Origin of the sequence: Salinibacter ruber DSM 13855 (genome assembly GCF_000013045.1) — a bacterium.
In the GTDB taxonomy this organism is placed as follows: domain Bacteria; phylum Bacteroidota; class Rhodothermia; order Rhodothermales; family Salinibacteraceae; genus Salinibacter; species Salinibacter ruber.
Map to the genome: position 1 here is coordinate 994,323 of NC_007677.1, position 22,934 is coordinate 1,017,256.

Genomic DNA, 22,934 nt, shown 5'->3' on the forward strand with positions numbered 1-22,934 from the left:
GGGGGAGAGGTTAACGTATCGGTTTTCAGGGCATTGAAGTGAACGGTCGAGGCGGGGGCGTCCGGCCCCACTCGCTCGTATCGAAGCCGTGAGGGACGATTGGCGTTCCGGGCCGCAACGGCTCGGACAGCAGGGGAACAAGAAAGACGACAGGCGGCCTTTCGGATGTGCTCCACGCGCAAACGGAAGGCCCAGGGGTGAGGTCCATCTGGCGTATGGAGCCCGTGTGTACGGACCGGTGCCCGGGCCTCCAGACGGCCGGGCCGCCGTTGCACCGGGTGCGGCCACGATGACTCACGGAATGGAGCTGCCGGGCCCTCCCCCGCCGGCCACGCTGCTCGCCGTGTTGCGGAGGCGGTTTCCGAAGCCGCCCAGGGGGCCGCCCCGGCCCGAGTTTGGAATCTGGAGCCGGAGCAACTGGGACAGCTGCCCGCTCTTGACCTGGAGGCTGAAGCTGTACGACTGGCGCGCCCCGAAGGGAACCCAACTGAAAGACATCACCCAACACCGGCAGCGCCCGATGTCCCGGTTGAGGTTGATGCTCGTGGTGGCCAGCTCGTTCTGAACAAAATCGTAGCCCGTGCGGCCTTCCAGGGACCATCGTGGCGTTACGTCGAAGCTGAACCGGGTGTTGAGTGTTGTGGTCTGGCCCTCAATCTGCTTCCGCGGCTTGCGGAAGCTGTAGTTGAAGTCAAAACTCAGCGTCCAGGGAATATCCGTGCCGAGGTAGCCCTGCTGGGAACGCGTCCCAGACGCCCGCCCTCCTTGTTGCGCCCCGGAGCCCCCCGACGAGCGGCCTTGCTCGGGGCGCTGTTGCCCGGGGCGGCCTGTGCCCCCCCCTGCGCCCGACGGTATGCCGGGCCGGGTGCCGACCCCGCTGCCCCCGCCGCCGCCCTCGAACGAACTGCTGAGGTTGAGGCTAAAGCGTGTGAGCCGGACCGGCGTGAGGGGGCTTTCCGAAAACATATAACGGTCGACGCGTCGGAGGCGGCGCCCGTCGCCGTCCCCAGTAGGGCGGAGTGCGTAGGGGGAGAAGGTCATGGACGACCGGACGCTAAAGTCGCGGATCGAGGTGCGGGCCCGGAGGCCAATGTCACTGAGTTTGAAGGCATCGGCCGTGAAGTTGTAGGAGGTATCCAGGTCGAAGTCCAGCAGCTTAATCGTCTCCTCGTCCGTCTCCCCGGTCGAGTCGACGCGTACCCGTTTCGTTTCGAGCTCGTTGTCGAGCCGGAAGCTTAGGGTGCGCTGCTCGTTGCTCCCGCGCACTCGGTTTCCGTTGAGAATGTCGTACCGGACCGGGTCGCCCTCGTCGTTGAGCACAGGGTCTCCGTTCGCGTAGCGGAGCGGGCGCGTCCGTCCCCAGAAGGGGGCGTTGAAGTTGGGACTGTAGCTGAACGAGAGGGAGGGCGAGACCCGGTGGCGGAGGCCCTGGAAGGGGCCGACCCGGATTGGGAAGAGGCCGTACAGCTCCGTGTTGGCCGAGATGCCCGTCGAGAAGTCCCGCCGGGCGTAGAAGCCCTGGACCCGCCGTTCCTCGGTTGTACGGGTGGTGTCCTCCGCGGTCGTGTCGCGGTCAACGACCCGGCGGAGGGTGCTGATGCGCCAGTCCGAGTTGTACCGAAAATTGGGGCTGAGGCTGAGGTTGTAGCGGTTGACCCGGAAAGAGGCGCTCACCGGGATCTGGTGCGTCGCGCTGAAGTCGAACTGCTCGTCGTCGCCGGTGGCGGTCCGATACTTCTCCCGGTCCACGAGTGCCTCGTACCAGGCGATGTCGGCGACCCGGTCCGCCTCCAGGGAGTCGCCCTGCTCGCGGAGTTGCTCGACGTCCCGCGGGGAGAAGGAGTAGCTGTTGTCGACCGACAGGTCGTAGGAGGTCGTGATCTTCTCGAACCACCGGTCGTCGCCCACCGCCTGCTCCACCTCGAAGGGCTTAAACGAGCGCTGCGAGAAACTCAGGCTGGGAAGGGTCATGGACACCTCCCCGCTTTGAAGCTGCTGCCGCTGGTTGGCGCTGAGGTTCAGGTTTTTGCCGCTTCCGGGCCAGCTTTTGCTGTAGCGCAGGTTCGACGAAATCTCCTGGCTGACGGCGTCGTCGTAGTTGTTGCTGTTGCGGCGTGCGAAGTCCGTCGAGGTGGCCAGGTTGATGTCGCCGCGGATGGATGCGGTGGGGGAGAGGTCCTGGCTGTGTTGCCACTGGAGCTGCCCCCGGTGTCGGTTGGTGAAGTCGGGGTCCTCCTCCTCCCCAATTTGGGTGCGCCGGTAGGTGAGGTCCACGCTCCCGTCGTAGTTGTATCGCTTGCTGTACCGGAATATGGGGTTAATCTCGAAGCTGCCCTTCGACCAGACGCTGGCCTGGAGCTGTAGGTCCGTGTAGGCGTTCATCGCGAAGTACCAGCCCCAGTTGCGGAGGAAGAGGCCCTTCTCCCGGTCTTGGCCGTAGTTCGGCGCCAGGGGGCCGCTCCGGCGGCCCGACACGTTGGGCAAAAACCCGAACGGGAGCCACAGGGGGGTGGGGATGTCGAACAGGTACAGGTGAATGGGGCCGGTGTAGACCCATTCCCCGTCGACCTTCATCTGGTTGGAGCGCAGCGAGTAGGAGGGGGTCTCGCCGGGGGGGCAGTCACAGGTCGTGTACCTGCCCTCCTGCACAAACAGGGTGCTGTCCTCGAACGCCTTTACGGCATCGCCCTGCACGTAGCCGTCCTGTTGCTGGGTGCGGGCCGTCACGACCCGGCCCCGTTTGGTGCGGAGGCTGTAGGAGAGGGTCTCTCCGGTGAACGACTGGCCGCCGCCCTGTTGCCCCCCGCCCCGCTCGAACGTCGGGCGGGTTTGTGCGGTGTCGGAGGGGGAGCCGAACGCTTCCAGGACGCTCGTTTTGAGATTCATCTCGATGGTGCCGGCCTTCAGGGTTGCGCCCTGGTACGACATCTGCGCCTGGCCGTGGAGGGTCCCGTGGTCCGCCGAGTCCGGAGGGGTAACGATGACCAGCGAGTCCGACGCCGCGAACTCCACGCCGGCGGCGTCGGCGTTCGGCGCCCCCGATGCGGACGGTTGCTGAGACGGGCGGGCCGAGTCGGGGATGGCGCGGCGGTCCTGGGCGGCGCCCGGAGGGGCCAGGAGGGCGAACACGAGTAGGGCGCCGAGCCCAACGGTCAATCGGTCCGGTCGGGGGGAGCGAAGCACAGTCACCAGGCGGTGGGATAGGCACGAACCGTCCCGCCCCGGGCCCCGTGCGCAGATCGCGTGTGGCGGCGGATGGGCGGGCCGACGACTATCGGGTTCCAACCTGGGCATCCTTGCCTTCAAAGGCGAGGCGGGCCGCCCCGAGAAGACTGGCCTCGTTCCCGAGGTCTTCCCGGTGAATTTGGAGGTCGTCCCGAAGGCCCGGCGTGACGAAGCGGGGGAGGACGTCGCGGGCAGGATCGAGGATATAGTCTCCGGCCGCAGAAACGCCCCCGCCCACCACAATGGTTCGAATGTCCAGAAGATTTACGGCGGAGCCGAGCACGCACCCGAGCTTGTGGCCGGCCCAGGCCAGCATGGCCTGCGCAAACTCGTCGCCCTGCGTGGCCGCGTCGTACAGCGTGCGGGGCGACATCTGCTCCAGATCGCCCTCCACGAGGTCCCGGACGGTGCTGTCGGGGTAGTTGACGATCCGGTCGCGGGCGTGACGGGTCAGGAATCTCTGGCCGAGGTAGCCTTCGATGGCCCCGCCCACGCCCGTATTGGCGAACGGCCCTTCGTAGTCGACCGTCATGTGTCCAATCTCGCCGGCCCCGCCCGTGCTACCCCGAAAGATTTTGTTCTGGTATATGATGCCCCCGCCCACGCCGGTGCCAAGGGTGACCATGATAAAAGAGTCGACGTGCCGGCCGGCCCCGTGGAAGGCGGATCCGAGGGCGGCCACGTTCGCGTCGTTCTCCACGATGATGGGGAGGGACCGGCCGAGCCGCGACTGAAGGGATGCGCGCAGGTTGACGGATTCCCAGTCGTCGATATTGGGCGGGTGGGATACCGTTGTGCGCTCCCAGTTCACGGCGCCGGGGGCCCCAATCCCAACGCCCATCACGGCATCCGACGGGGCGAGATCGATCAGGTCCGCGACGAGGCCCGTGATCTGGGACGTGACGTGCTCGGGCCCCTTCCGGGCCTCCGTGGGACGTTGGGTTTGTTCGAGCAGGCCGTCCTCGCGGGCCACGAGGGCGGCCTTCAGGTTCGTCCCGCCAATGTCAACCCCAATGGCGTACGAACTCATGCTAGTCCGTGGAGCGGGTGATGGGCAGAGAGGTGGGGGAGGGGACCGGGAGGCCCCGGTCGTGGGGCGCCGGAGTGCCCCGTCTCATTCGGCGGGCTCGACGCGGTAGATGGTTTCGCCGGGTCGTTTCATGCCGTACTCCTCACGGGCGATCCGTTCGACGAGGCTATCCGACAGGGGGCGATCGAGCTGAGAACGAAGGCGTTCAATTTCCGCGCGGAGGTCGGCGTTCTCCCGAGCGGTCGCCTCCAGTTCCTGGTGCCAGCGGTATCGCTGCCAGAGGCTGTGGCTGTCGAAGAACGCAACCCAGACCAGCACACCGCCCAGCAGAAGGCCGAGTCCCCACCGCACGTGGCGACCGGAGAGCGTAGAGTCGGGCATGGTGGACGGGGCCGATTAGTTCGTGAGGGGGAAGGCGTCGAGGCGAGGGTAGTGGGCCGTCGCCCCCAGCTGCTCCTCGATGCGGAGCAACTGGTTGTACTTGGCCACCCGGTCGCTCCGGCTGGCCGAGCCGGTCTTGATCTGGCCCGTCCCGGTCGCCACGGCCAGGTCGGCAATCGTCGTGTCCTCGGTCTCGCCGGACCGGTGGCTGATAATTGCCGTGAACCCGTGCGTGTGGGCCGTCTCGATGGCGTTGAGCGTCTCGGTCAGCGTACCAATCTGGTTGGGCTTGATCAGGATGGAATTGCCACATCCCTCTTCGACGCCCCGCGTGAGGCGCTTCGTGTTCGTGACGAACAGGTCGTCGCCCACGAGCTGCACCTCGTCCCCGATCGCGTCGGTCAGCATGGCCCAGCCGTCCCAGTCGTCCTCGTCCATGGCGTCTTCGATCGACAGGATGGGGTACCGGTCGACCCACTCGGCCCAGTACTCGACCATGTCTTCAGAGGATCGTTCAGTGTCCGGGTCGCTCTTCCAGAAGACGTAGGCCTCGTCCTCAACCATTTCGGCGGCGGCGGGGTCGAGGGCCACGAAGACGTCCGAGCCGGCGGTGTACCCCGCCTTCTCGATGGCGTCGAGAATGAGCTCCACGGCCTCTTCGTTCGAGCCGAGGTCGGGCGCAAAGCCGCCCTCGTCCCCCACGGCGGTGCTGTAGTCGCGGTCCTGAAGCACCGACGCGAGGGTATGGAAGACCTCCGCGCCGGTGCGGAGGGCTTCGGAGAAGGAGTCGGCCCCCGCCGGCGCGATCATGAATTCCTGCATGTCGACGTTGTTGTCGGCGTGCTCGCCCCCGTTGAGGATGTTCATGAGCGGCACTGGAAGGGTGCGCGCGGTGGCCCGTCCCAGGTGGCGGTATAGCGGCACGCCCAGGGTGGCGGCGCCGGCTTTCGCGGCGGCGAGGGAGGCCCCGAGGATGGCATTTGCTCCCAGGTTCGACTTGTCCTCCGTGCCGTCGAGGGCGCGGAGCGTGTCGTCGATCGCCACCTGCTCGAGCACGCTCATGCCGTGCAGTGCATCGGCCACCGCGTCGTTGACGTGGCCGACCGCCCGGAGCACGCCCTGCCCGTGATAGCGATCGGCGTCCCCGTCGCGGAGCTCGACGGCCTCGTACGCGCCGGTCGACGCCCCGCTCGGAACGGCGGCCCGGCCCAGCACCCCCTCCCCGGTGGTCACGTCGACCTCGACCGTAGGGGTGCCGCGGCTGTCGAGAATCTGGCGGGCGGTGACACGTTGAATCGAAGCCATACGGGACGGAAGCGCGGAGTGCTGAGACAGGCGGTGACGAAGACCGCGCCCCGCAACGAGGTGGGGACACGGCCTGCTTGTTAACTACGTGGTCGGCGTCCAGAACCACAAGACCGAGTCAGCAAGGGCGTTCAAAAATGATCGGCCGTGCTCGCAGACGGCCGGCACACGGATGAGGCCCGGCCTTCCTCCGTGACAACGAAAAGGGCCGACGGCCTCAACGGCACGCCGGCCCCTCTGCTCTACCGAAAACGTCCGAGTCACCCGGAGGAAGGAGCCGACCGGACGGAGGTCGACTCGCCGATCCAGGAGTAGCAGCCGTAGTCGATGGTAAACGACGCGCCGCTCTCCCAATCCTCCCGGTAGAAGATGTCTTCCTTGGTCGGAAACACCTTTCGGTAAGTTCGAATCTTGCTGTCCGCGACCGAGGAGAGTGAAGAGTCGACTTCCTTGGCCTGCCGGTACTTGTCCACGGCGGCCCAGTACACGGCCTTGTCGTTCCGGGCCATTTCGCCTCCGCTGCACTGGTTCACGGCACGCGCGTACAGGTCCCCGATGGCAATGTACGCCCGTCCAAAGCTGTCCTTCATGTCGATGGCCTTCTGGAAGGCCTGGCGGGCCTGGGCGAGCTGCTTCATCTTCTGGTAGGCCGTGCCCCGGTTGAAGTGATCCTCGGCCTTGAGCTCGGCGCCCTGCTTCTTGGCCCGCTTGTACGCCCGAAGTGCAGCCTCCGGGCGGCCGTCCTCGAGACGCATCTGTGCAATCTCCCGGACCGTCTCGGCCGACGGTTCCATCTTGATGAGGCGCTTCGAAAGCTCCGAGGCCTTCTTGATGTTGCCCTGCTGGTTGTACGCGTCGAAGAGCTCCGTGAGCAACTGGGTGCTGTCCGGGCTCTGCTCCACCTGCTTCTCCAAATACGCGATCTGGGCCTGCGGGTTTTTGCCGAAGATGTCCTCACGGACCGAGCTGATCATCCCGGCCACCTCCTCGTCGTCGCCCCGCTTCGACTCGACCGTGTTGGCGAAGTCGAGGGCCTTTTGCAGGTCGTTGTTCTCGAGGTGCGACTGCAGCACCTGCTGAATGTAGTAGGGGTCCAGCTCCTTCGGGGCCATCTCAAAGGCCCGTCGGTAGTGGGCCGTCGGGGTCTCAAGCCCCTCCACACCGTCCGGGAGCGAGCCCTGATGCTTTTCGAGGAACCGGCCTTTGCGGCGCTCCCACTTGTACGGCGTGTACTCCAGGCCGTGCTTCTCAAGGTTTTCCGAGGCGGACGCCAGGTAGGTCGCCGCGGTGTCCAGGTATGCCTTCCGGACGTCCTCCTTCGTGGCCTGCTCGGCGAGCCCCTCGTAGAGACTGATCACGCGGCGGTAGTTGTCGTCGTCCCCGTCGGGGGTGCCGGGGGCATTTTCGAGTATCCAGAGCAGATCGCTCCGCGCGCTTTCGAAGTTATCGTTCTTGTAATTCTCGTAGTAGAGGCTGTAGTGCATCAGCTTCTCCCGCTTGCTCGGCTCGCTGTCCTGAGCGGAGGCCGGCGGAACCGCCACGAGGAAGGCGAGCCCTGCGCAGAGGGCACCGGCGACGAGAGACTGAAACCGGAGGAGGGGGGCAGATTGAGGCATATTGGGGGCAGTTCTGTCCGATATTTTGAACAGGCTAGGGCCTTAGACTGGACGCTCATCGTTGAGTTTCAGTCAAGAGGGCCCGTGGCGGGACCTGCTCGGCGAAGGGATGACCCGCGGATCCCTGAGAACGCTACCGGAGCTTGCGCCGCTGGAACCACCGTTCGCCGAAGTTCACGTGAAGGGAGACCCCGAAGAACCGGTCGCGGACGAGGGAGTTGGTGGTCGTCCCTCGCGTTCCGGCAGTTGTATTCAGGTCAATTCGCGTGCCAGAGAGAGAGGTGGGGAGGCTGATGCCCGCGGTGAGGGCAAATTCGTAGAGGGTCGTCTCCTGGTCCGGGCGCACGTACATCCGCTCCGCGTATCCCCCGAAGCGGTAGGCCGCCTGGGCAAAGTACCCGGCCAGCTGATCGTCGCCGGCGGGCACCACCTCGGCTCCGGTGGAGAGGCGCCATCGATCCGCGAGGGTGCCCGGGCCGCCGGCCGGAAAGCGGGACGGGACGGTTTCGGAGGCGCCGGTGGAGAAGTCGCTCGAAAAGGTGCTCCACGGCTCGAAGGCCCCGTCGAGGACAACCGTCCATCGGGCATTGGGCTGGTAGGACAGCCCCAGGCGGCCCTTCCAGGGCAGCGTGACGTCCCCCCGCTCGGTGGACAGGGTGTCGCGGGCAAGGTCCTCGTCGAGGGTTCGGTACTGTTCGCCCGACAAGTTTGCGGGAAGGGTCACGGAGGCCCCGATGGAGAAGGCATCGTCCTCGGCGAATACATCGGCGAGGGCGAGGTGGCCGCCGAGCGTGCTGGTCAGTCCGGAGAGCTGCACGCCATCGGAGACGATGGTGTTGCGGAGCTGGGGGGCTGCCCACGTCGTGCGCCGCCGACGCTCGAGGGTGCCGAACAGGAGGTCGGCGGTGGCCCCGACGCTCAGCATGTCGTTGACCCGGTATCCCAGCCCGCCCCGCAACCGATGAAGGCCGCCGGATCCGGAGAAGGTGGTCTCGTATCTCGCCTCTGCGTCCTGACGAGGGCCAATTGACTCCTGTCCCGTGCGGGTGGCGCTGTAGTTCGAGCGGGAATATGGCTGAAAGGAGATGCCGACGCCCAGAGAGCGCTCGTAGAGCGGGAAGTTGAACTGGAGGGCCTGCACGTTGCCGGAACTGAGGCGCCCGGAGTTGCCCTGGTCGTCCTCCACGCTGGTGGAGCGGTAGGCGGCGCTTCCGGACAGGCGGGTGAACACCTGGTCGCTCCAGAGGGCCGGATTGGCGTCGGGGTTGTAGTTGAGGGACCGAAGCGCGTAGCCGCCGCCCCCCATCGCGTCGCTCTGAGACGAGGAGAACTCAAGCAGACTCCCCATCCCGAACCGGGAGTAGATCGTGCCCTCGCCGTTGGACTGGGCCTGTGCGGGGGAGGGGGCGGCCAAGAGAATGACGGCGGCGCAAGTCCCCAGGAAGAGCAAGCGCGAAAAGCCTGGCATTCGCACGAGACCGTTGCGCAGTGTGCAGAGAAGGTGCCGAACGGCAATCATCGTCTAGAGCGGCGTTACGGTCAGAGTGGCGCGGGGCGGACCCGGCTCGGTCCCGTCGACCGGGACGAGAACGGGCAGTGTGGTGGGCAGGCCGGGCCGAACGGTGGCGGCCTCGTTGACGGCTGTGTTCTCCCGGTCGGCGATGTGGACCCGAAATGTCGTGAAGACCGGAGACTGGTCGTCGCGGACGCGCTGGAACGACTGCCGAAAGGTGGGGCGTGCTACATCGTCCGGAACGAGGGCCGACGCGGGGGCTGCCGACGGAACGAGCGGGAGGACGCAGGCCTCGTTCGCATCGGAAAGCGTCACGGACCCCACCACGGGGCAGGAGGGGGTCCCCGAAGATCGAGTGGCGATGATGCGGTAGCCCTGCGGCTGGGGCCGCTCAAAGCCGGACGGGGTCTCCAGCGCGCTCGTGTCGTTCGGTACAAAGATCTCAGCCCGATTCAGCGGAAGAGTTCGTCCGGAGTCAGCGGGCAAACTGTCAATTTCTGTCTCGTTCACAAACTCCTTCTCCCCGTAAGCCCATTCCATCGCTAGCCCCTTCCCGATGCCGCCCTGCATCAGCCGGTAGCCGTCCGGTGGGTCGCCGGCGCCCGTCCGCTCGATATGGGTGAAGGTTTTCAGGCTCGGGTAGTCGGCGGTGGTGGTGTCATTGCTTGATGAAACCGTCCGGAGGCGCAGAGCGGCGGTCGACGAGGAGAAGCCCACGACGGCCTCGCTGTTCGGCGCGACGATCTTGAAGCCGAAGAACGCGTCCTCAAAATCACTCCCCGTGCTGCGCAACGTCCCTATGTTGTCGATGACCCAGGATGCCTTGAGCCGAATGGTGACCGGCGAGTCGGACGGGTTGATCTGGGCCCCGTTTACGGACACCGGGGAGGAGGCGGCGTCGAAGCTCGCCGTCGCCCGGGCGGAGTCCATGTCGGCCTCCGACGTCAGATCGTACACCTCTACGTCCATCGTCCCGGACGAATGCCCGTGTAGGTAGTCTGTCGTCAGGCGCAGCTCGGCGGTGAGGGCATCCGGGCTTGCATTTTGAAGGTCTTCAGGGAGGTCGTCTCGCCCCGCAAAGTCGACATATCCGTCCGTCGTCACAACGCCTGTGCCCGGCGTCGGGTCGTCGACGCTCCCAACCAGGAATCGCCACGCACTTTGGTTCTGAGACTGGGCCGGAGGGCGCCCCTGAGCACTATCCCTCGTGATCCCTGTGATGGGGGCCACCGTCGTGTCGCGGACGTCAGGCGTCACGTCGAGCGTGGAAGGATTGCCGCCCTGCAGCCCAGAGCCCACCCCCAGCCCGACGTCCGACGAGTCGCTGCAGGCGGTGAGCGAGACGAGCAAAGCGCCCCCAACGAGAAGTCCAGGGAGCCAGGAAGACCTCATAGACATCGGCATTGCGAGCGGCGAACGCCGGTTCGGTACAAAAGGCGAGGAGGGTCCCCCGAATGCACGACGCATTGACGCAGGACATCCGAGCGGGTGCGGTGCCGTGGGGGCCCGACGGGTCTACGCCAACGGCACGGGCCCATCCCGGAATCGGGTCCCTGAATGCCACCTGGAAGCAGGGTGTTTCTCGGCGGGCGAACCCTACGCAGGGACTTCACCGAGCATTTGATCGTACAGCGCCACCGTTTGCTCGGTGCGCGGCTGGGGATCGGCCTGAAATCTCGACACGTCCTCGGCCTGTGCGCCATTGGCCGACGTCCCGTTCGGGGGGAGAATTGTGGCGTCCGCGTGGGTGCGGCCGACCTCCGAGAGCGTCGCCCCGGCATTGCCGTCGATCGGAAGGTTCATCGTGTCGGCAAACGAGGCCTCAAGGGTCGTTGCCGGCGCCTGTCCCCCGGGCGTGAAGACCGACTTCGTGGCGCCCAGCAGGTCGTCGTCCGCGTAGGTGGTGGAGAGAAGGGTCGGAAGGAGGCCACTGATCCACCCGAAGCCGTGGATCAGGTCCGGGCCCCAGCGCAGCTCCCGAAGCGTCTCCAGCACGGAGCGGTTGAAAAACAGAGCCCGGTCCGCGTTGTCGTCGAACGCGCTGCCGTCGCCATCGGTTGCGCGGCCCGACCGGCCGAAGTATCCCTCATGATCCATGAAGTAGACCTGCAGCTGCACGTCCGGCACCGAGGCCACCTTCACGGAAACCGACTCGGTGTTCGCCCCCATCGGGACGTCTGTGTCCGAGAGCCGGATGACCTCGTGGAGGCTGTGCTTTCGCTCGTTGATGTCCCCGTAGCAGGGCATCATGATTCGTACTTCGAAGTCCCCGGCTTCTTGTACCTGTTCGGGGAGCGACCGGGTGAGGGTGGCGAGTGGAGACTGCTCGGTGAACGGTGCAAGTGCTTCGGCGACGTACAGAAGACGATAGGAGGAGGCCATGTGCATCGATGGATTTGGGAAGACAACGGTGGGTGCGGACGAAGGGCGTCCTGCCCGGACGAAATGCCCGGGTGGCCCTCGTCCAATCGGTGGGGCGACGTGCGGCCGGGCTGTCGCTGAGGGAGCGCACGAGGCAGGAGTGCCCCCTCAGGAGAAAGATCCCGGGTCGGAAACGGAGACTGGCCCGAAAACTGCGGCAACCAGGCCATAACGGCTCCGTGCCTCAGCGTTGATTCTGAAGGTTCTGTGTCAGCGGATGCGATGATCCACTGGTGTACTTTTCATAAAAACAAAGGTATCGCTATTTGCCTCGGAAATCAACTTCAAAAACCACTGCCCCGAAGAAGTCGCGTCAAAACCGTGAAAATTTGAAATTGGTCGGGGGCTGATTCCCCCCTCGGGAGGGTACGACGCCCGTCTGCGCTCAGCCCCCGTTAACGAAGTCTTCCAGCCGGGAACAAGGACGATGTCGGGGCGACGCGTGAGTGACGAAAGGGTCCTTATCGAGGGGCCCACGGGGAAGAGAGATGCTGGTTGGCTGAACCCATCCTTCTGGAGGGGCACCGTCCGGCCCTTCGGCGTCATGCCAACACCCCTGTGGTCCCCTGGCCCTGTAGTCCAGGGGGAGGGGGCGCCGAGGGGCCGAACGGAGCCTCCCCTAATTTATGCTGGTTTACCCAATTTTCAGAACAAAGTGCATGCCAGACAGAAGTCCATCGACCCGTGGACCGAGAACGCGTCCAGTTGAGGGGCTTGAAGAAAGTGAAGCCCGTACAATGCATGTGCGACTGGGGAACCCGAGTGCAGGGGAGGTAGAACGGTCGGGTGACGGGGAAACAGTGGGGGGCCCCGACGGGCGTACGGGAAAAGAGGCCTCGTTCGTCGATGCGCACAGCGGTATGGCGGTCCGGGCGACCGGCACGACGTCTCCGGATTGGCCGGCAATTTCTTTGGGGTTGGTCGGAGAAGGCTGTATTTTCCGTGCCACGAACGACTCCTCGCGACGATCCGTTTTGCCGCCGCATGCCGACCCTTACGGCCGAGCACGTCGGGCACTACTTTGGACGACTGTTGCTCTTCCGAGAGCTGTCGGTGACCCTGCACGCGGGGGAGACGCTGGCAGTGACGGGGGCCAACGGGGCCGGCAAGTCGACCCTTCTCCGGATCCTGGCCGGCCTGCTCACGCCCCGCACCGGTCGCGTGGTGCTTACCGTAAGCGGGGCCCCCGTGCCGGACGAGGAGCATCCGCTCCGGGCCGGGCTCGTGGCCCCGGCCGTCGGCGTCTACGAAGAGCTTACGGCGCGAGAGACCCTTCGCTTTCTGGCCCGTGCACGGAGGGTGGCGGACCCCGCGGCCCGGATCGACGAGGTGCTCGCTCGGGTCGGGCTCGCCGGTCGGGCCAACGACCGGGTGGGGACGTATTCCTCAGGCATGCGGCAGCGGGTGAAGTATGCAGCCGCGCTGCTCGCCGCCCCACCGCTCCTGCTTCTCGACGAGCCCGCTGCGAACCTCGATGCGGCCGGGCGGGAGATGGTCGCGTCGATTACGGAAGCGTGGCGGGCCCAGGAGCGCCTCCTCGTCGTGGCGACGAACCGACCCGATGAGGCAGAGCGGCACGACCGACAGCTGCGCATCGAGAACCACCGATAGCGCCTGAGGTGTCCGGTGGGGGCGTCCCCCCTCGATTTCTGTTTCCTCAAGTGTGCATTTCTTCCGCCCATGGCCCACGACACGACCGAAATATACGTACGGGACCTTTCCGAAGACGCCGCTGCCGACTGGCTGCAGGGCGTCTTTGAGGGCCTCGAACAGGTGCAAGAGGCCCCGATCGTGACCTACGAGGGGCGGTACGACGGAGAGGCTGTTCCGGTACAGATTACCGAGCAGGTAAAAAACGGGCCGTACACCAGCATCTGGTTCAACGCGCCCCGGCTGCCGTGGGAGAGTATCCGGGAGTGTGCCCGGGCCGCGCACGACGCACTCGGGGCCGAGGTGCTCTGCTACCTGAATCAACCCAAGGAGCCGTGGCGCATGCTGCGGATGGAAGCGGGCGAGATGGAGCGGGTCGACGAACGCACCCTGGAAGACTTTTAATGCGGACCGGCGGCCTCGTGCGCCTCCAGGGGGCGTACCGTGACTGCACCGGGCGGGGCGTCGAGGGCAAGCGTGGGCCCGCCGCCATTGAAGGCGCGGCCCTCGTCGTTGGTTGAAGGGGGGCCAAAGGCCTCGTCAACGACGAGGCCGGTACTATCCAGGTCCGTCTGGAGCGTAAATCCGGCCTCCGCGGGCAGAAAGAAGCGCAGCGTGCCCGAATGGGTCTCCGCCGTGCTCGGCGCGGAAAGGGTCTCGAAGGCGACGGACGCGTCCCCGGAAAAGACATCGAGCGCGATCCCTCCCCGGATGCCGGTCGCCGTGATCCGTCCGGAGTGGGCGCCCAGGTCGAGCATCCCGTCGACCGAGTCGACGGCCACGGTGCCCGCGTGGGTGTCGATCTCCACGTCGCCCTCTACCCCAGAGACATCGATGGTGGAGGTGTAGTCCTTGATCTCGAGCGTTGCCGTCTCTGGCATCGTGACGTGGTAGTGGGCGGCCAGGTTGCCGCCCGCGCTCGGAGAAATGCGGAGGAGGCCCGGAATGCGAAGTGACCAGGAGGCTCCGTCCTGGTCGATCAAGAAGCCCTGATCGGTCCGGCGGACGATGGCGTTGGACGCCACCATGGAGTCTTTGGCGCTCACCGGGGCGATCCTGTAGGCAAGCCGGTCCCGCTCCCACGTCGTGACGGTGATGGTGCCCTCGTGGGTGTCGCTAAGGTCAACAGCCCCCTCGGGGGCGAGACGGACCGTGTCCTCCACGGTGTCGGGGGGAGCGGGCTGTCCAGCAGCCCCTGTAGCAACGCCAAGGCTGAGCACAAGCCCGATGGCAGCGTTCCACAAAGCGGTGGGGTCGGACATGGGAAGCCGAGAGGAATGGATTGGCTTTTTCCCTACCTACCCAATGAGAAGCACCGATGCAACCGGCCCGGAACCGCCCGCCGTGGCCCCCGGACCAGCCTACCGGGTGCGGAGGGCGACGTCTCCGTCGTCAGCCTCGAGGTACAGTTCAGGGCCGCCCCCATTGATGTCGCCCCGGTAGTTGGGCTCGTCCTCGTCCCCAATCCGGATCGCGGAGAGGTCGAAGTCGGAGCGCAGGTCCACGTCGTCGTCGAAGTCGGTGTTGAGGTCGATCCCCGAAGTGGGGGGGAGGGTGAGGGTCGCATCGCCGTCGTGGGTACTGACGTGTACGTCGTCGGTCACCGTTGCAAACGACGCGGAGACCGTCCCGTCGTGCGCGTCGAACCGAAGGCTGCCCTCCAGTTCCTCGACGGAAAGGGTTCCCTCGTGAGTGTCCACCGACAGGCGGCCCGCGATGTTGCGGAGGTCCATGCGCCCCTCGTGGGTGTCGAGCGTCACGTCGCCGTCCTGGTTCGTGATGGAGAGCGAACTCTCGTGGCTGTCGATGGTGACCGCGCCGCGCTGGTCGGTGACGGTGACTGGTCCCTCGTGCGTGTCGATGCGGAGCGCCCCGGCCAGGCCGGTCACCTCGATGGCCGATTCGTGGTCGTCGAGGCGGAGGGCGGCGGACCGTGGCATTCTGATTGTGTAGTGGACCGCCGGGATGTCGATGCCGCCCCACCGGAACCCGTCTTCGTCGAAGCCGAAGACCGTCGATTCGTCATCCCCGTCCTCGTGGTCCGTCGCGAGTCGGAGCCGCTCGTCGTTGGTGCGAGCTTGGATCGTCACCTTCTCGGCGTCGGGGTCCTCATCGGTCGGCATGATCTCGGCTTCGTACCGCACGCGGTCCCGCTCCCAGGTGGTGACGGTGATGGTGCCCTCGTGGGTGTCGACGGCGACCGCCCCGTCGGCGGCAAGGGGCACCGTATCCTCCACGGTGCGGGCCGGATCCTGCGCGGCGACGGAGGGGGCGACGCCCAGGCCGAGGACAGCGGCGGCGAGCAGGGCACAGAGCGAGGGGACGGATCGAGGCATGAGGGACGAAGTGACTGCGCAACAGACGATGGAAGGGCCCGCGGGAACCCGCAGGGGCATCCCATCAAACGAGAACACTCGCCAATCCGTTACACTCGTCGCCGAAATAAATCCGCAGCGAGCCGGAGCGCGGCCGTGTTTTCGGGTCCCGGCCGTCCCCACGAGAGGGAATAGCGTTCGCCCCGACCGCGCGTCTGCGCAAGCGATGCCCTGCCGGGCTGCCCACGGGCCCTTTCCGTGCGAGGGACCAGCCGCGTTCACCGGTCAATGCCCACCTGCCGCCCGAAAGGAGGGGGACGGGGCATCTCGTTCCTGAAGCGACCGCGGACTGGGCCGCGAATTACACGTGCTCCTCGGCGTGGTAGGACGAACGCGTGAGCGGACTGCTCTCGACGTGGTCGATGCCCTTTTCCTCTCCGACCTCCTTGTACCAGTCGAACACCTCGGGTTCGACCCACTCCTCGACGGGGAGGTGGTGGTCGGTCGGTTGCATGTACTGGCCGATCGTCATCACGTCGAGCCCAATCTCGACGAAGTCCTCCATGATCTCCAGAACCTCTTCTTTCGACTCGCCGAGGCCCACCATGATGCCGCTCTTCGTGCGCAGGCCTTCCTCCTTCGCCCACCGGAGGACCCTGAGGGACCGCTCGTAATCGGCCTGGGGACGGACGCGACGGTAGAGGCTGGGCACCGTTTCCACGTTGTGATTAAAGATGTCCGGCTCCGCCTCAAAGACCGTCTCGCAGGGGTCCCGCATGCCCCGAAAGTCGGGCGTGAGCACCTCGCAGGTCGCGCCCAGGTCGTGGATGCGCTCGATGACCTCCGCAAAGATGGGCGCGCCCCCATCCTCTCGCTCGTCCCGGTTCACGCTGGTAATGACGGCGTGGTCGAGGTCCATCTTGTCGACGGCGTCGGCCACGCGGCGCGGCTCATCCCAGTCGAGGCCGTCCTGGGGCTGCCCCGTCTTGACGGCGCAGAAGCCGCAGGAGCGGGTGCACACGTCGCCCAGAATCATAAACGTCGCCGTGCCACGGCTCCAGCACTCCCCCATGTTCGGACAGTTGGCGCTCTCACAGACCGTGTGGAGGTCGTGGTCCTCCACGGTCTGGCGGACCTCGGTGTACGATTCGCCTTGGGGAAGGGAGACGCGGAGCCACTCCGGGCGCTCGCCGCGTTTGTTCTTGTTGGTGTTCTCGACGACGGGCAGTTCAACGAATCCAGGATCGCCGTCGCCCGAGGGGCCAATGGGATCGGGCTCTACGGCGCCCAGGTCCGTGTCGCCGGGCATCGTGGGCTCGTTCTCGGAGGTGTCCGGGTCGCGGGTCTCGGTGGTGGACATACGCAAAAGGGAAGTGTCAATCAGCCGACCATCGGGGCGGACGAACGGCCCGCCGGGGTCGGCACGAAAACACGGAAGAGGAAATACGTGGGCCCGCGATGCCCGTTCCTCTCTCTGGGCCGGCCGGCCGGTTCGCGCCGGTCCCCAGCAGACAGGTAACAGGGACGTAGGCTTTACCAAAAAGGCGGAACGACGGAGGAGGCCGATCGACGGGGCGGAATGAGGACCCCCGATCAGTCACGGGCCCCGTCGAGGTCCGCACGCAGCAGGCCAAAGTAGCGAACGTCTACCAGGGCCCCGTCTTTTTCGCGGTGCTTGCGCAGGCGGCCCTCCTGGGTGAATCCGGCCTTTTGCAGAACCCGGGCCGACGCCTCATTCCAGGCGAAGACCTCTGCCGTGAGCCGCACCACGTCCAACTCCGTAACGGCGTACTCGGCGTACCGGGTGACCGCCTTGGTCATCAGGCCCCGCCCCCAGTAGGGCTTTGCGAGCCAGTAGCCGATCCGGGCACGGTGGGAGGCGCCGACGTCGAGGTCGTCGGCCCCCACCACGCCGACGAGTCGCCCGTCGGCCCGACGGAGGGCGAAGGTCGTCTCTTTGGGCTGCTCGGACCGGTGCTGGATCCGGCCCTCAATCCAGGCGGCGGCGTCGTCCTCGGTGTAGGGCCACGGGATGTCGAGGGTGTTCTCCCAGATCTCTTTCTCCTGCAGGTGTTCGACCACCGCTGCTTTGTCCCGCCGCTCCACGCCGGAGAGACGGAATCCGTCGTCGAGGTGCCGTTCGTTCATGAGGGGATGCGTTCCACAGATAGACAGCGTGCTCAAAAAACGAGCGCAGAAAGGGCGTGCTCCGTCGCGTCCATGCCGGATGGGTAGGCCATCGGGTTGGACGGGGCCGGTGGAGCGTCGTAGCGGCGTCGCAGTCGGCGCGTGAGGCCCGCACGCCTTGACAAGGCGTCCCGGAGTCGCGAGACTGTGTGGGCCGTTCCGAGATCAAGAAGGAGACGGTTCTAATCTCATTGACCGATCCGACGCTACGTCATGGCCCTCCGATCGCTTGTCCTTTTCGCGGCCCTTGCCCTGGTGGGCTGTTCGTCGTCCCCGACGGCCGACCTCGTGCTGACGAACGGAACCGTCGCTACGCTCGACGACGACCACGAACAGGTGGAGGCCCTGGCGGCCGCGGACGATACCCTCCTGGCCGTCGGCAGCGCCGACGCGATCGACGCCTACGTCGGGGGCGACACGCGCGTCATCGACCTTCAGGGACGGCTTGCCGTCCCGGGCTTCATCGAGGGACACGGCCACTACATGGGCATGGGGCAGGCACAGATGCAACTCGACCTCCTGGGCACCTCGTCGTGGGGGCGGGTGGTGGCGAAGGTAGACTCGTCCGCCGACGAGACGGCCTCCGGCGCATGGGTGGAGGGGCGCGGCTGGCATCAGGAAAAGTGGACCTCGACGCCCGAGCGCATGGTGCGCGGCTTCCCGACGAACGCGCGGTTGAACGAGGCCGCGCCCGACACCCCGGTGTACCTGACCCACGCCAGCGGCCACGCGGCCATCGCCAACGACGCGGCCCTGGAGGCGGCGGGGATCGGGCCGAACACGCCCGATCCGGAGGGGGGCACCATCGTGCGGGACGCGCAGGAGCGGGTGACCGGCGTGCTTCTCGAAACGGCGGCGGGGCTGGTGCAGGAGGCCCTCGACGCGTCGCGGAGTGGCATGAGCGCGGCGGACCGCCGCGCCCGGCGTGAGAGACAGGTACGGCTGGCCGCCGAGGAGGCGCTCGCGAACGGCGTGACGAGCTTCCAGGACCAGGGGGCGTCCTTCGAGACCATCCGCCTGTACCGCGAGATGGCCGAGCGCGGGGCCCTCGACATTCGGATGTACGCGATGGTGGCGCAGGGGGAGGTCACGCCCGAAACCCAGGAGCGCCTCGCGGAAATACGCACCGTGGGCGCTGCCGACCAGCACCTCACCGTGCGGGCCATCGGGGAGGTGACGGTCGATGGGGCCCTTGGCTCGCGCAGCGCCTGGATGCTGGAGCCGTACGACGACGCCCCGAATGACACGGGCATCAACGTGACACCGATGGAGCGCGTGCGAGAAATCGCCGAGATTGGGCTCGACGAGGACTACCAAATCGCGGTCCACGCCATCGGGGACCGGGCGAACCGAGAGACGCTCGACCTGTACGCGTCGCTGTTTGAGGCGGCCGACGGGCGCGGGGCGGAGCGGCGCTGGCGCGTCGAGCACGCCCAGCACCTCCACCCGGACGACATTTCCCGCTTCGCGGACCTGGGCGTTATGGCCTCCATGCAGGCCATCCACGCCTGCTCCGATGCCCCGTACAATTACCAGCGCCTCGGGGCCCAGCGGGTGGACCAGGGGGCCTACCTCTGGAATACGCTGTGGGCGGACGGGGCCGTGGTGGGCAACGGCACCGACGTGCCCGTCGAGAAGATCGATCCGCTCGCCAGCCTCCATTGCACGGCGACGCGGCAGGTGCCCGGCACCGACACGACGTTCACCCCCGACGAGACCCTCACGCGTCGCCGGGCGCTCCAGTCCTACACGATCAACAACGCCCGGATGGCGTTCGAGGAGGACGTGAAGGGCACCCTCACCCCCGGCAAGCTGGCCGACGTGACGGTGCTCTCCGAAAACATCCTGACGGGCCCGCCGGAGCGGCTCCGGGAGGCGACGGTCGACTATACGATCGTGGGGGGAGAGGTGGCCTACGCCAACGAGTGACGATTCCGAATGGAGGGAAACGTCCCCGCGGCTGGCGAATTTCTATATTCCACTCGGTCATTTTCACGAGCCCGTCCCCTTTATGGAAGCGGTTTCCCCAAACTCGGTTCGTCCTGCTGAGGTCAAAGAGCTTCTGTCCGAGCACATGCTGACGAAGGGCATGATGCCCATGGTGCTCGACATGGAGGCGAGTCAGGGCGTTCGGCTGCACGACCAGAAAAGCGGCCGCTCACTCATTGACCTGTTCGGCTTCTACGCCTCGAACCCCCTCGGGATGAACCACCCGAAGATGAGTGGGGACGAGGCGTTCATGGAGCGGCTGGTAGACGCGGCCCTCAACAAGGTGACCAACTCCGACGTCATGACCGGGCACATGGCGCGGTTTGTGGACACCTTCGATCGGGTGGGCATTCCGGACTACCTGCCGTACACGTTCTTCATCTCCGGCGGGGCCCTGGCCGTGGAGAACGCGCTGAAGACGGCGTTCGACTGGAAGGTGCGCAAGAACCATCAGAAGGGATACCGCCGCGAGGTGGGGCACCAGGTGCTGCACCTGGACCAGGCCTTCCACGGGCGCACGGGCTATACCATGTCGCTCACGAACACGGCCGACCCGCGGAAGACGATGTACTTCCCGAAGTTCGACTGGCCGCGCATCACGAACCCGAAGGTCCACTTTCCGCTCGATGCCGACGAGAAGGAGCGCGTGCGGGCCCACGAGGAGGAGGCCCTCCGACAGGCCAAGCGCCACTTCCACGAGCGCGAGGACCAGATTGCCGCCGTCATCCTGGAGCCGATTCAAGGGGAGGGGGGCGACAACCACTTCCGGCCCGCCTTCCTGCGAGAGCTGAAGGCCCTGGCCCACGAGAACGACACCCTGCTCGTGTTTGACGAGGTGCAGAGTGGCGTCGGCATCACGGGCGAGTTCTGGGCGCACCAGGCCCTGGGCGTAAAGCCCGACATCATGGCGTTCGGCAAGAAGTCCCAGGTGTGCGGCATCCTGGCCGGGCGCAAGCTCGACGAGGTGGACGATCATGTCTTCGAGACGCCCAGCCGCATCAACTCCACGTGGGGCGGCAACATCGTGGACATGGTACGCTTCGACCGCATCCTCGAAATCATGGAGGAGGAGCAGCTCGTAGACCACGCGGGACGGGTGGGGACGCACCTCCAGCACCGGCTGCACGAACTGGCGGAGGAGTTCCCGGCCGTGTCCAACGTACGGGGCGAGGGCCTCATGACGGCCTTTACGCTTCCGAGCACCGAGTACCGCGACCACGTGGCCCAGCAGACGTACGAGGAGGGGGCCATCATTCTCGGGTGCGGCGACCGGTCCATCCGCTTCCGCACGCCGCTCACAATTACGGAGGACGAGGTGGACGAGGGCATGGGCTGCATCCGCCGCGCGCTGAAGACGATGGCGAGTGAGCACGGCCCACACGCCGACGAGACCCGGGCCCACGCCCAGTAGGGCACCTTGGCGTTGAGCGGGCCGGAGCGCACCGTTCCGGGCCGGGCGTCCCGACGGGGCCCCGACGCCGCTATTCGTCGCGCTCCCCCGCCGCCATCAGCTCGCGGGCGCTCGCGAGGGCCGCGTCGGTGATGTCCTCGCCGCTGATGAGGGAGGCGACCTGCGTGGCCTGCTCGTCCTCGTCGAGCCGGTGGATCGTGGTCTTCGTGGTGCCGTCCTCCACGATCTTTTCCACCTTGAAGTGGCAGTCCCCGAGGGCGGCGATCTGGGGGAGGTGCGTGATCGTGATGATCTGGTGGTAGCGGGCGAGGTCGTGCATGCTCTCGCCCACGCGGCGGGCCATGTTGCCGGAGATGCCCACGTCGATCTCGTCGAACACGAGGATGGGGAGCCGCTCGCTCTTGGCGAGGATCGTCTTGAGCGCGAGCATGATGCGGCTGATCTCGCCGCCGGACGCCACCTCGGCGAGGGGCATGGGGGAGACGCCGACGTTGGTGGAAATAAAGAACTCGACCTGGTCCATCCCCTTCTGAAACGCCCGGTAGTGGGCGTCCGCGTCGTCGGGTTGGATCCACCCGTCGGGGTCCTCCTGTCGAGTGAAGCGCACCTCGAACTGGCTGTTGGGCATCCCGAGCGTGCCCAGCTCCTCGAGGATGGCGTCTTCGATCCGGGTGGCCACCTCGCGGCGCTTCTGGGAGAGGCGCTGCGCCACGTCCGTCAGGTCCGCCTTCGCCTCGTCGATCTGCGCGTCGAGGCGCTCCAGGTTGCCCTCAAAATCCTGGGCCAGCTCGTACTTCTCGCCGATCTCGCGCCGGTGCTCCAGGACGGCCTCCAGGCTGCCCCCGTACTTCCGCTTCAGCTTCTCGATCTCCGTGGTGCGCTCCCGAATGTCCTGCAGGCGCTCCGGGTCGAACTCGACGTGGGCGTTGTAGTCCTGCAGGAAGTTGGCCAGCTCGCTGACGATGATGCGGGCCGACTCGATCTCGTCGACGTGCTCCTCGAACGCGTCGTCGATGCGGGCAAGGTCCTGCAGGTCGTTGCGTGAGATCACGAGCTGATCGTGCAGCGCGTTTTCGCTCTCGAAGAGGCGCTCGTACAGCTCCTTCGTGGAGGCGTAGAGGTGCTCGGCGTTTTCGAGCACGCGCTGCTCGGCCCGCAGCTCGTCCTCCTCGCCGGGCTGGGGGTCGACGGCGTCAATCTCCTCGATCTGAAACTCGTACAGCTCCTTCTGCTGCCGCAGCTCCCGCTCGCGGGCGGCCAGCGCCTCGCGCTCCTCCACGAGCTCGGCCACCCGGCTCCGCTGGTCCCGGTAGCTTTCGACGAGCCCGCTCAGCCCGCCGAAGCTGTCGAGCAGCCGAAGGTGGGTTTCGGTGTGGAGGAGGCTCTGGTGCTCGTGCTGCCCGTGCAGGTCGATCAGCTCGCCGGCCACCGCCCGCATCACGTCGAGCGTGGCCGGGGTGTCGTTCACGAAGCCGCGGCTGCCCCGCTCCGTGATGCGGCGGCGCAGGATGACGCGGGGGAGGGGATCGGTGGGAATCTCGTTTTCCCGGAGGACGGCCCGGATGCGCTCGGTGTCCGCGTCGTCGAAGATGCCCTCCACGACCGCCTTCGAGGTGCCCTCCCGCACCACGTCGGTGTTGGCCCGCTCGCCCAGAATCATGCGCAGCGCCCCGATCAGGATCGACTTGCCGGCCCCCGTGGCGCCCGTGATGATGTTCAGCCCGCTCTCGAACTCCATCTCCAGCTCCTTGATCAGGGCATAGTCCTGAACGGACAACGACTGCAGCATGGCAGAATGGGGCTTTCAAATTACGGATTGAAGACTGTGCGGGGGCAAGGCCCGAACGCCCATCCTCAATCTGTAATCGTCAGTGGAAGAGGGGTCGCCCGG

17 protein-coding genes are annotated in these 22,934 nt (G+C 66.4%); 4 read left to right on the forward strand and 13 right to left on the reverse strand.

Annotated features, from left to right (window positions below; all coding sequences use genetic code 11):
* Window positions 1–294: 294 nt before the first annotated feature.
* From SRU_RS04145 to SRU_RS04180, 8 genes are all read right to left on the reverse strand, one after another.
* A complete protein-coding gene (locus SRU_RS04145; protein ID WP_164923505.1) occupies window positions 295–3,183 on the reverse strand; it encodes a putative LPS assembly protein LptD in 2,889 nt (962 codons plus the stop codon).
* An 88-nt stretch (window positions 3,184–3,271) separates the two neighbouring features.
* Window positions 3,272–4,255 (reverse strand): ROK family protein, encoded by a 984-nt coding sequence (locus SRU_RS04150; RefSeq protein WP_011403550.1) that lies wholly within the window; start codon window positions 4,253–4,255, stop codon window positions 3,272–3,274.
* A gap of 84 nt (window positions 4,256–4,339) precedes the next feature.
* Window positions 4,340–4,636 (reverse strand): FtsB family cell division protein, encoded by a 297-nt coding sequence (locus tag SRU_RS04155; RefSeq protein WP_011403551.1) that lies wholly within the window; start codon window positions 4,634–4,636, stop codon window positions 4,340–4,342.
* 15 nt (window positions 4,637–4,651) lie between these two features.
* Window positions 4,652–5,941 (reverse strand): phosphopyruvate hydratase, encoded by a 1,290-nt coding sequence (eno, locus tag SRU_RS04160; RefSeq protein ID WP_011403552.1) that lies wholly within the window; start codon window positions 5,939–5,941, stop codon window positions 4,652–4,654.
* 260 nt (window positions 5,942–6,201) lie between these two features.
* Window positions 6,202–7,557 carry a tetratricopeptide repeat protein gene (locus SRU_RS04165; protein ID WP_164923506.1) on the reverse strand — a complete coding sequence of 452 codons (1,356 nt, stop codon included), beginning with the start codon at window positions 7,555–7,557 and terminating at the stop codon, window positions 6,202–6,204.
* Window positions 7,558–7,690: 133 nt separating this feature from the next.
* Window positions 7,691–9,025: an outer membrane protein transport protein gene (locus SRU_RS04170; protein ID WP_237701927.1), complete on the reverse strand. Its 1,335-nt coding sequence runs from the start codon at window positions 9,023–9,025 to the stop codon at window positions 7,691–7,693.
* A 54-nt stretch (window positions 9,026–9,079) separates the two neighbouring features.
* Complete coding sequence (locus tag SRU_RS04175) at window positions 9,080–10,462, reverse strand: hypothetical protein (protein ID WP_237701929.1); 1,383 nt, start codon at window positions 10,460–10,462, stop codon at window positions 9,080–9,082.
* A gap of 204 nt (window positions 10,463–10,666) precedes the next feature.
* Entirely contained in the window at window positions 10,667–11,452 is a 786-nt protein-coding gene (locus tag SRU_RS04180; protein ID WP_231847363.1) for a glycogen/starch synthase, read from the reverse strand.
* Window positions 11,453–12,475: 1,023 nt separating this feature from the next.
* On the opposite strand from SRU_RS04180, the gene SRU_RS04185 reads away from it, so the two are divergent.
* Both SRU_RS04185 and SRU_RS04190 read left to right on the forward strand, forming a co-directional pair.
* Window positions 12,476–13,102 (forward strand): ABC transporter ATP-binding protein, encoded by a 627-nt coding sequence (locus SRU_RS04185; protein ID WP_043552054.1) that lies wholly within the window; start codon window positions 12,476–12,478, stop codon window positions 13,100–13,102.
* Window positions 13,103–13,171: 69 nt separating this feature from the next.
* Window positions 13,172–13,546 carry a hypothetical protein gene (locus tag SRU_RS04190; protein ID WP_011403558.1) on the forward strand — a complete coding sequence of 125 codons (375 nt, stop codon included), beginning with the start codon at window positions 13,172–13,174 and terminating at the stop codon, window positions 13,544–13,546.
* Here SRU_RS04190 and SRU_RS04195 read toward each other — a convergent pair.
* The 4 genes from SRU_RS04195 to SRU_RS04210 all read right to left on the reverse strand — a co-directional run bounded on the left by SRU_RS04195 (window position 13,543) and on the right by SRU_RS04210 (window position 17,604).
* The gene (locus SRU_RS04195) at window positions 13,543–14,403 is read right to left on the reverse strand and encodes a DUF4097 family beta strand repeat-containing protein (RefSeq protein ID WP_011403559.1); all 861 of its coding nucleotides are present in this window, start codon (window positions 14,401–14,403) and stop codon (window positions 13,543–13,545) included. The two genes, SRU_RS04190 and SRU_RS04195, sit on opposite strands and share 4 nt — an antisense overlap.
* A gap of 99 nt (window positions 14,404–14,502) precedes the next feature.
* Window positions 14,503–15,477: a DUF4097 family beta strand repeat-containing protein gene (locus tag SRU_RS04200; protein ID WP_237701931.1), complete on the reverse strand. Its 975-nt coding sequence runs from the start codon at window positions 15,475–15,477 to the stop codon at window positions 14,503–14,505.
* A 340-nt stretch (window positions 15,478–15,817) separates the two neighbouring features.
* On the reverse strand, window positions 15,818–16,816 hold the full coding sequence (gene lipA, locus SRU_RS04205) for a lipoyl synthase (RefSeq protein ID WP_011403561.1): 999 nt from the start codon (window positions 16,814–16,816) through the stop codon (window positions 15,818–15,820).
* Window positions 16,817–17,049: 233 nt separating this feature from the next.
* Window positions 17,050–17,604 (reverse strand): GNAT family N-acetyltransferase, encoded by a 555-nt coding sequence (locus tag SRU_RS04210; RefSeq protein ID WP_164923511.1) that lies wholly within the window; start codon window positions 17,602–17,604, stop codon window positions 17,050–17,052.
* A gap of 252 nt (window positions 17,605–17,856) precedes the next feature.
* On the opposite strand from SRU_RS04210, the gene SRU_RS04215 reads away from it, so the two are divergent.
* Together SRU_RS04215 and lat are read left to right on the forward strand one after the other, a co-directional pair.
* Window positions 17,857–19,572, forward strand: a complete 1,716-nt coding sequence (locus tag SRU_RS04215; RefSeq protein ID WP_011403563.1) for an amidohydrolase — start codon at window positions 17,857–17,859, stop codon at window positions 19,570–19,572.
* Between the two features lie 82 nt (window positions 19,573–19,654).
* Window positions 19,655–21,043 carry an L-lysine 6-transaminase gene (gene lat, locus SRU_RS04220; protein ID WP_011403564.1) on the forward strand — a complete coding sequence of 463 codons (1,389 nt, stop codon included), beginning with the start codon at window positions 19,655–19,657 and terminating at the stop codon, window positions 21,041–21,043.
* Window positions 21,044–21,113: 70 nt separating this feature from the next.
* Here lat and recN read toward each other — a convergent pair whose 3' ends face one another.
* The gene (recN, locus tag SRU_RS04225) at window positions 21,114–22,832 is read right to left on the reverse strand and encodes a DNA repair protein RecN (RefSeq protein WP_011403565.1); all 1,719 of its coding nucleotides are present in this window, start codon (window positions 22,830–22,832) and stop codon (window positions 21,114–21,116) included.
* Window positions 22,833–22,934 lie beyond the last annotated feature (102 nt).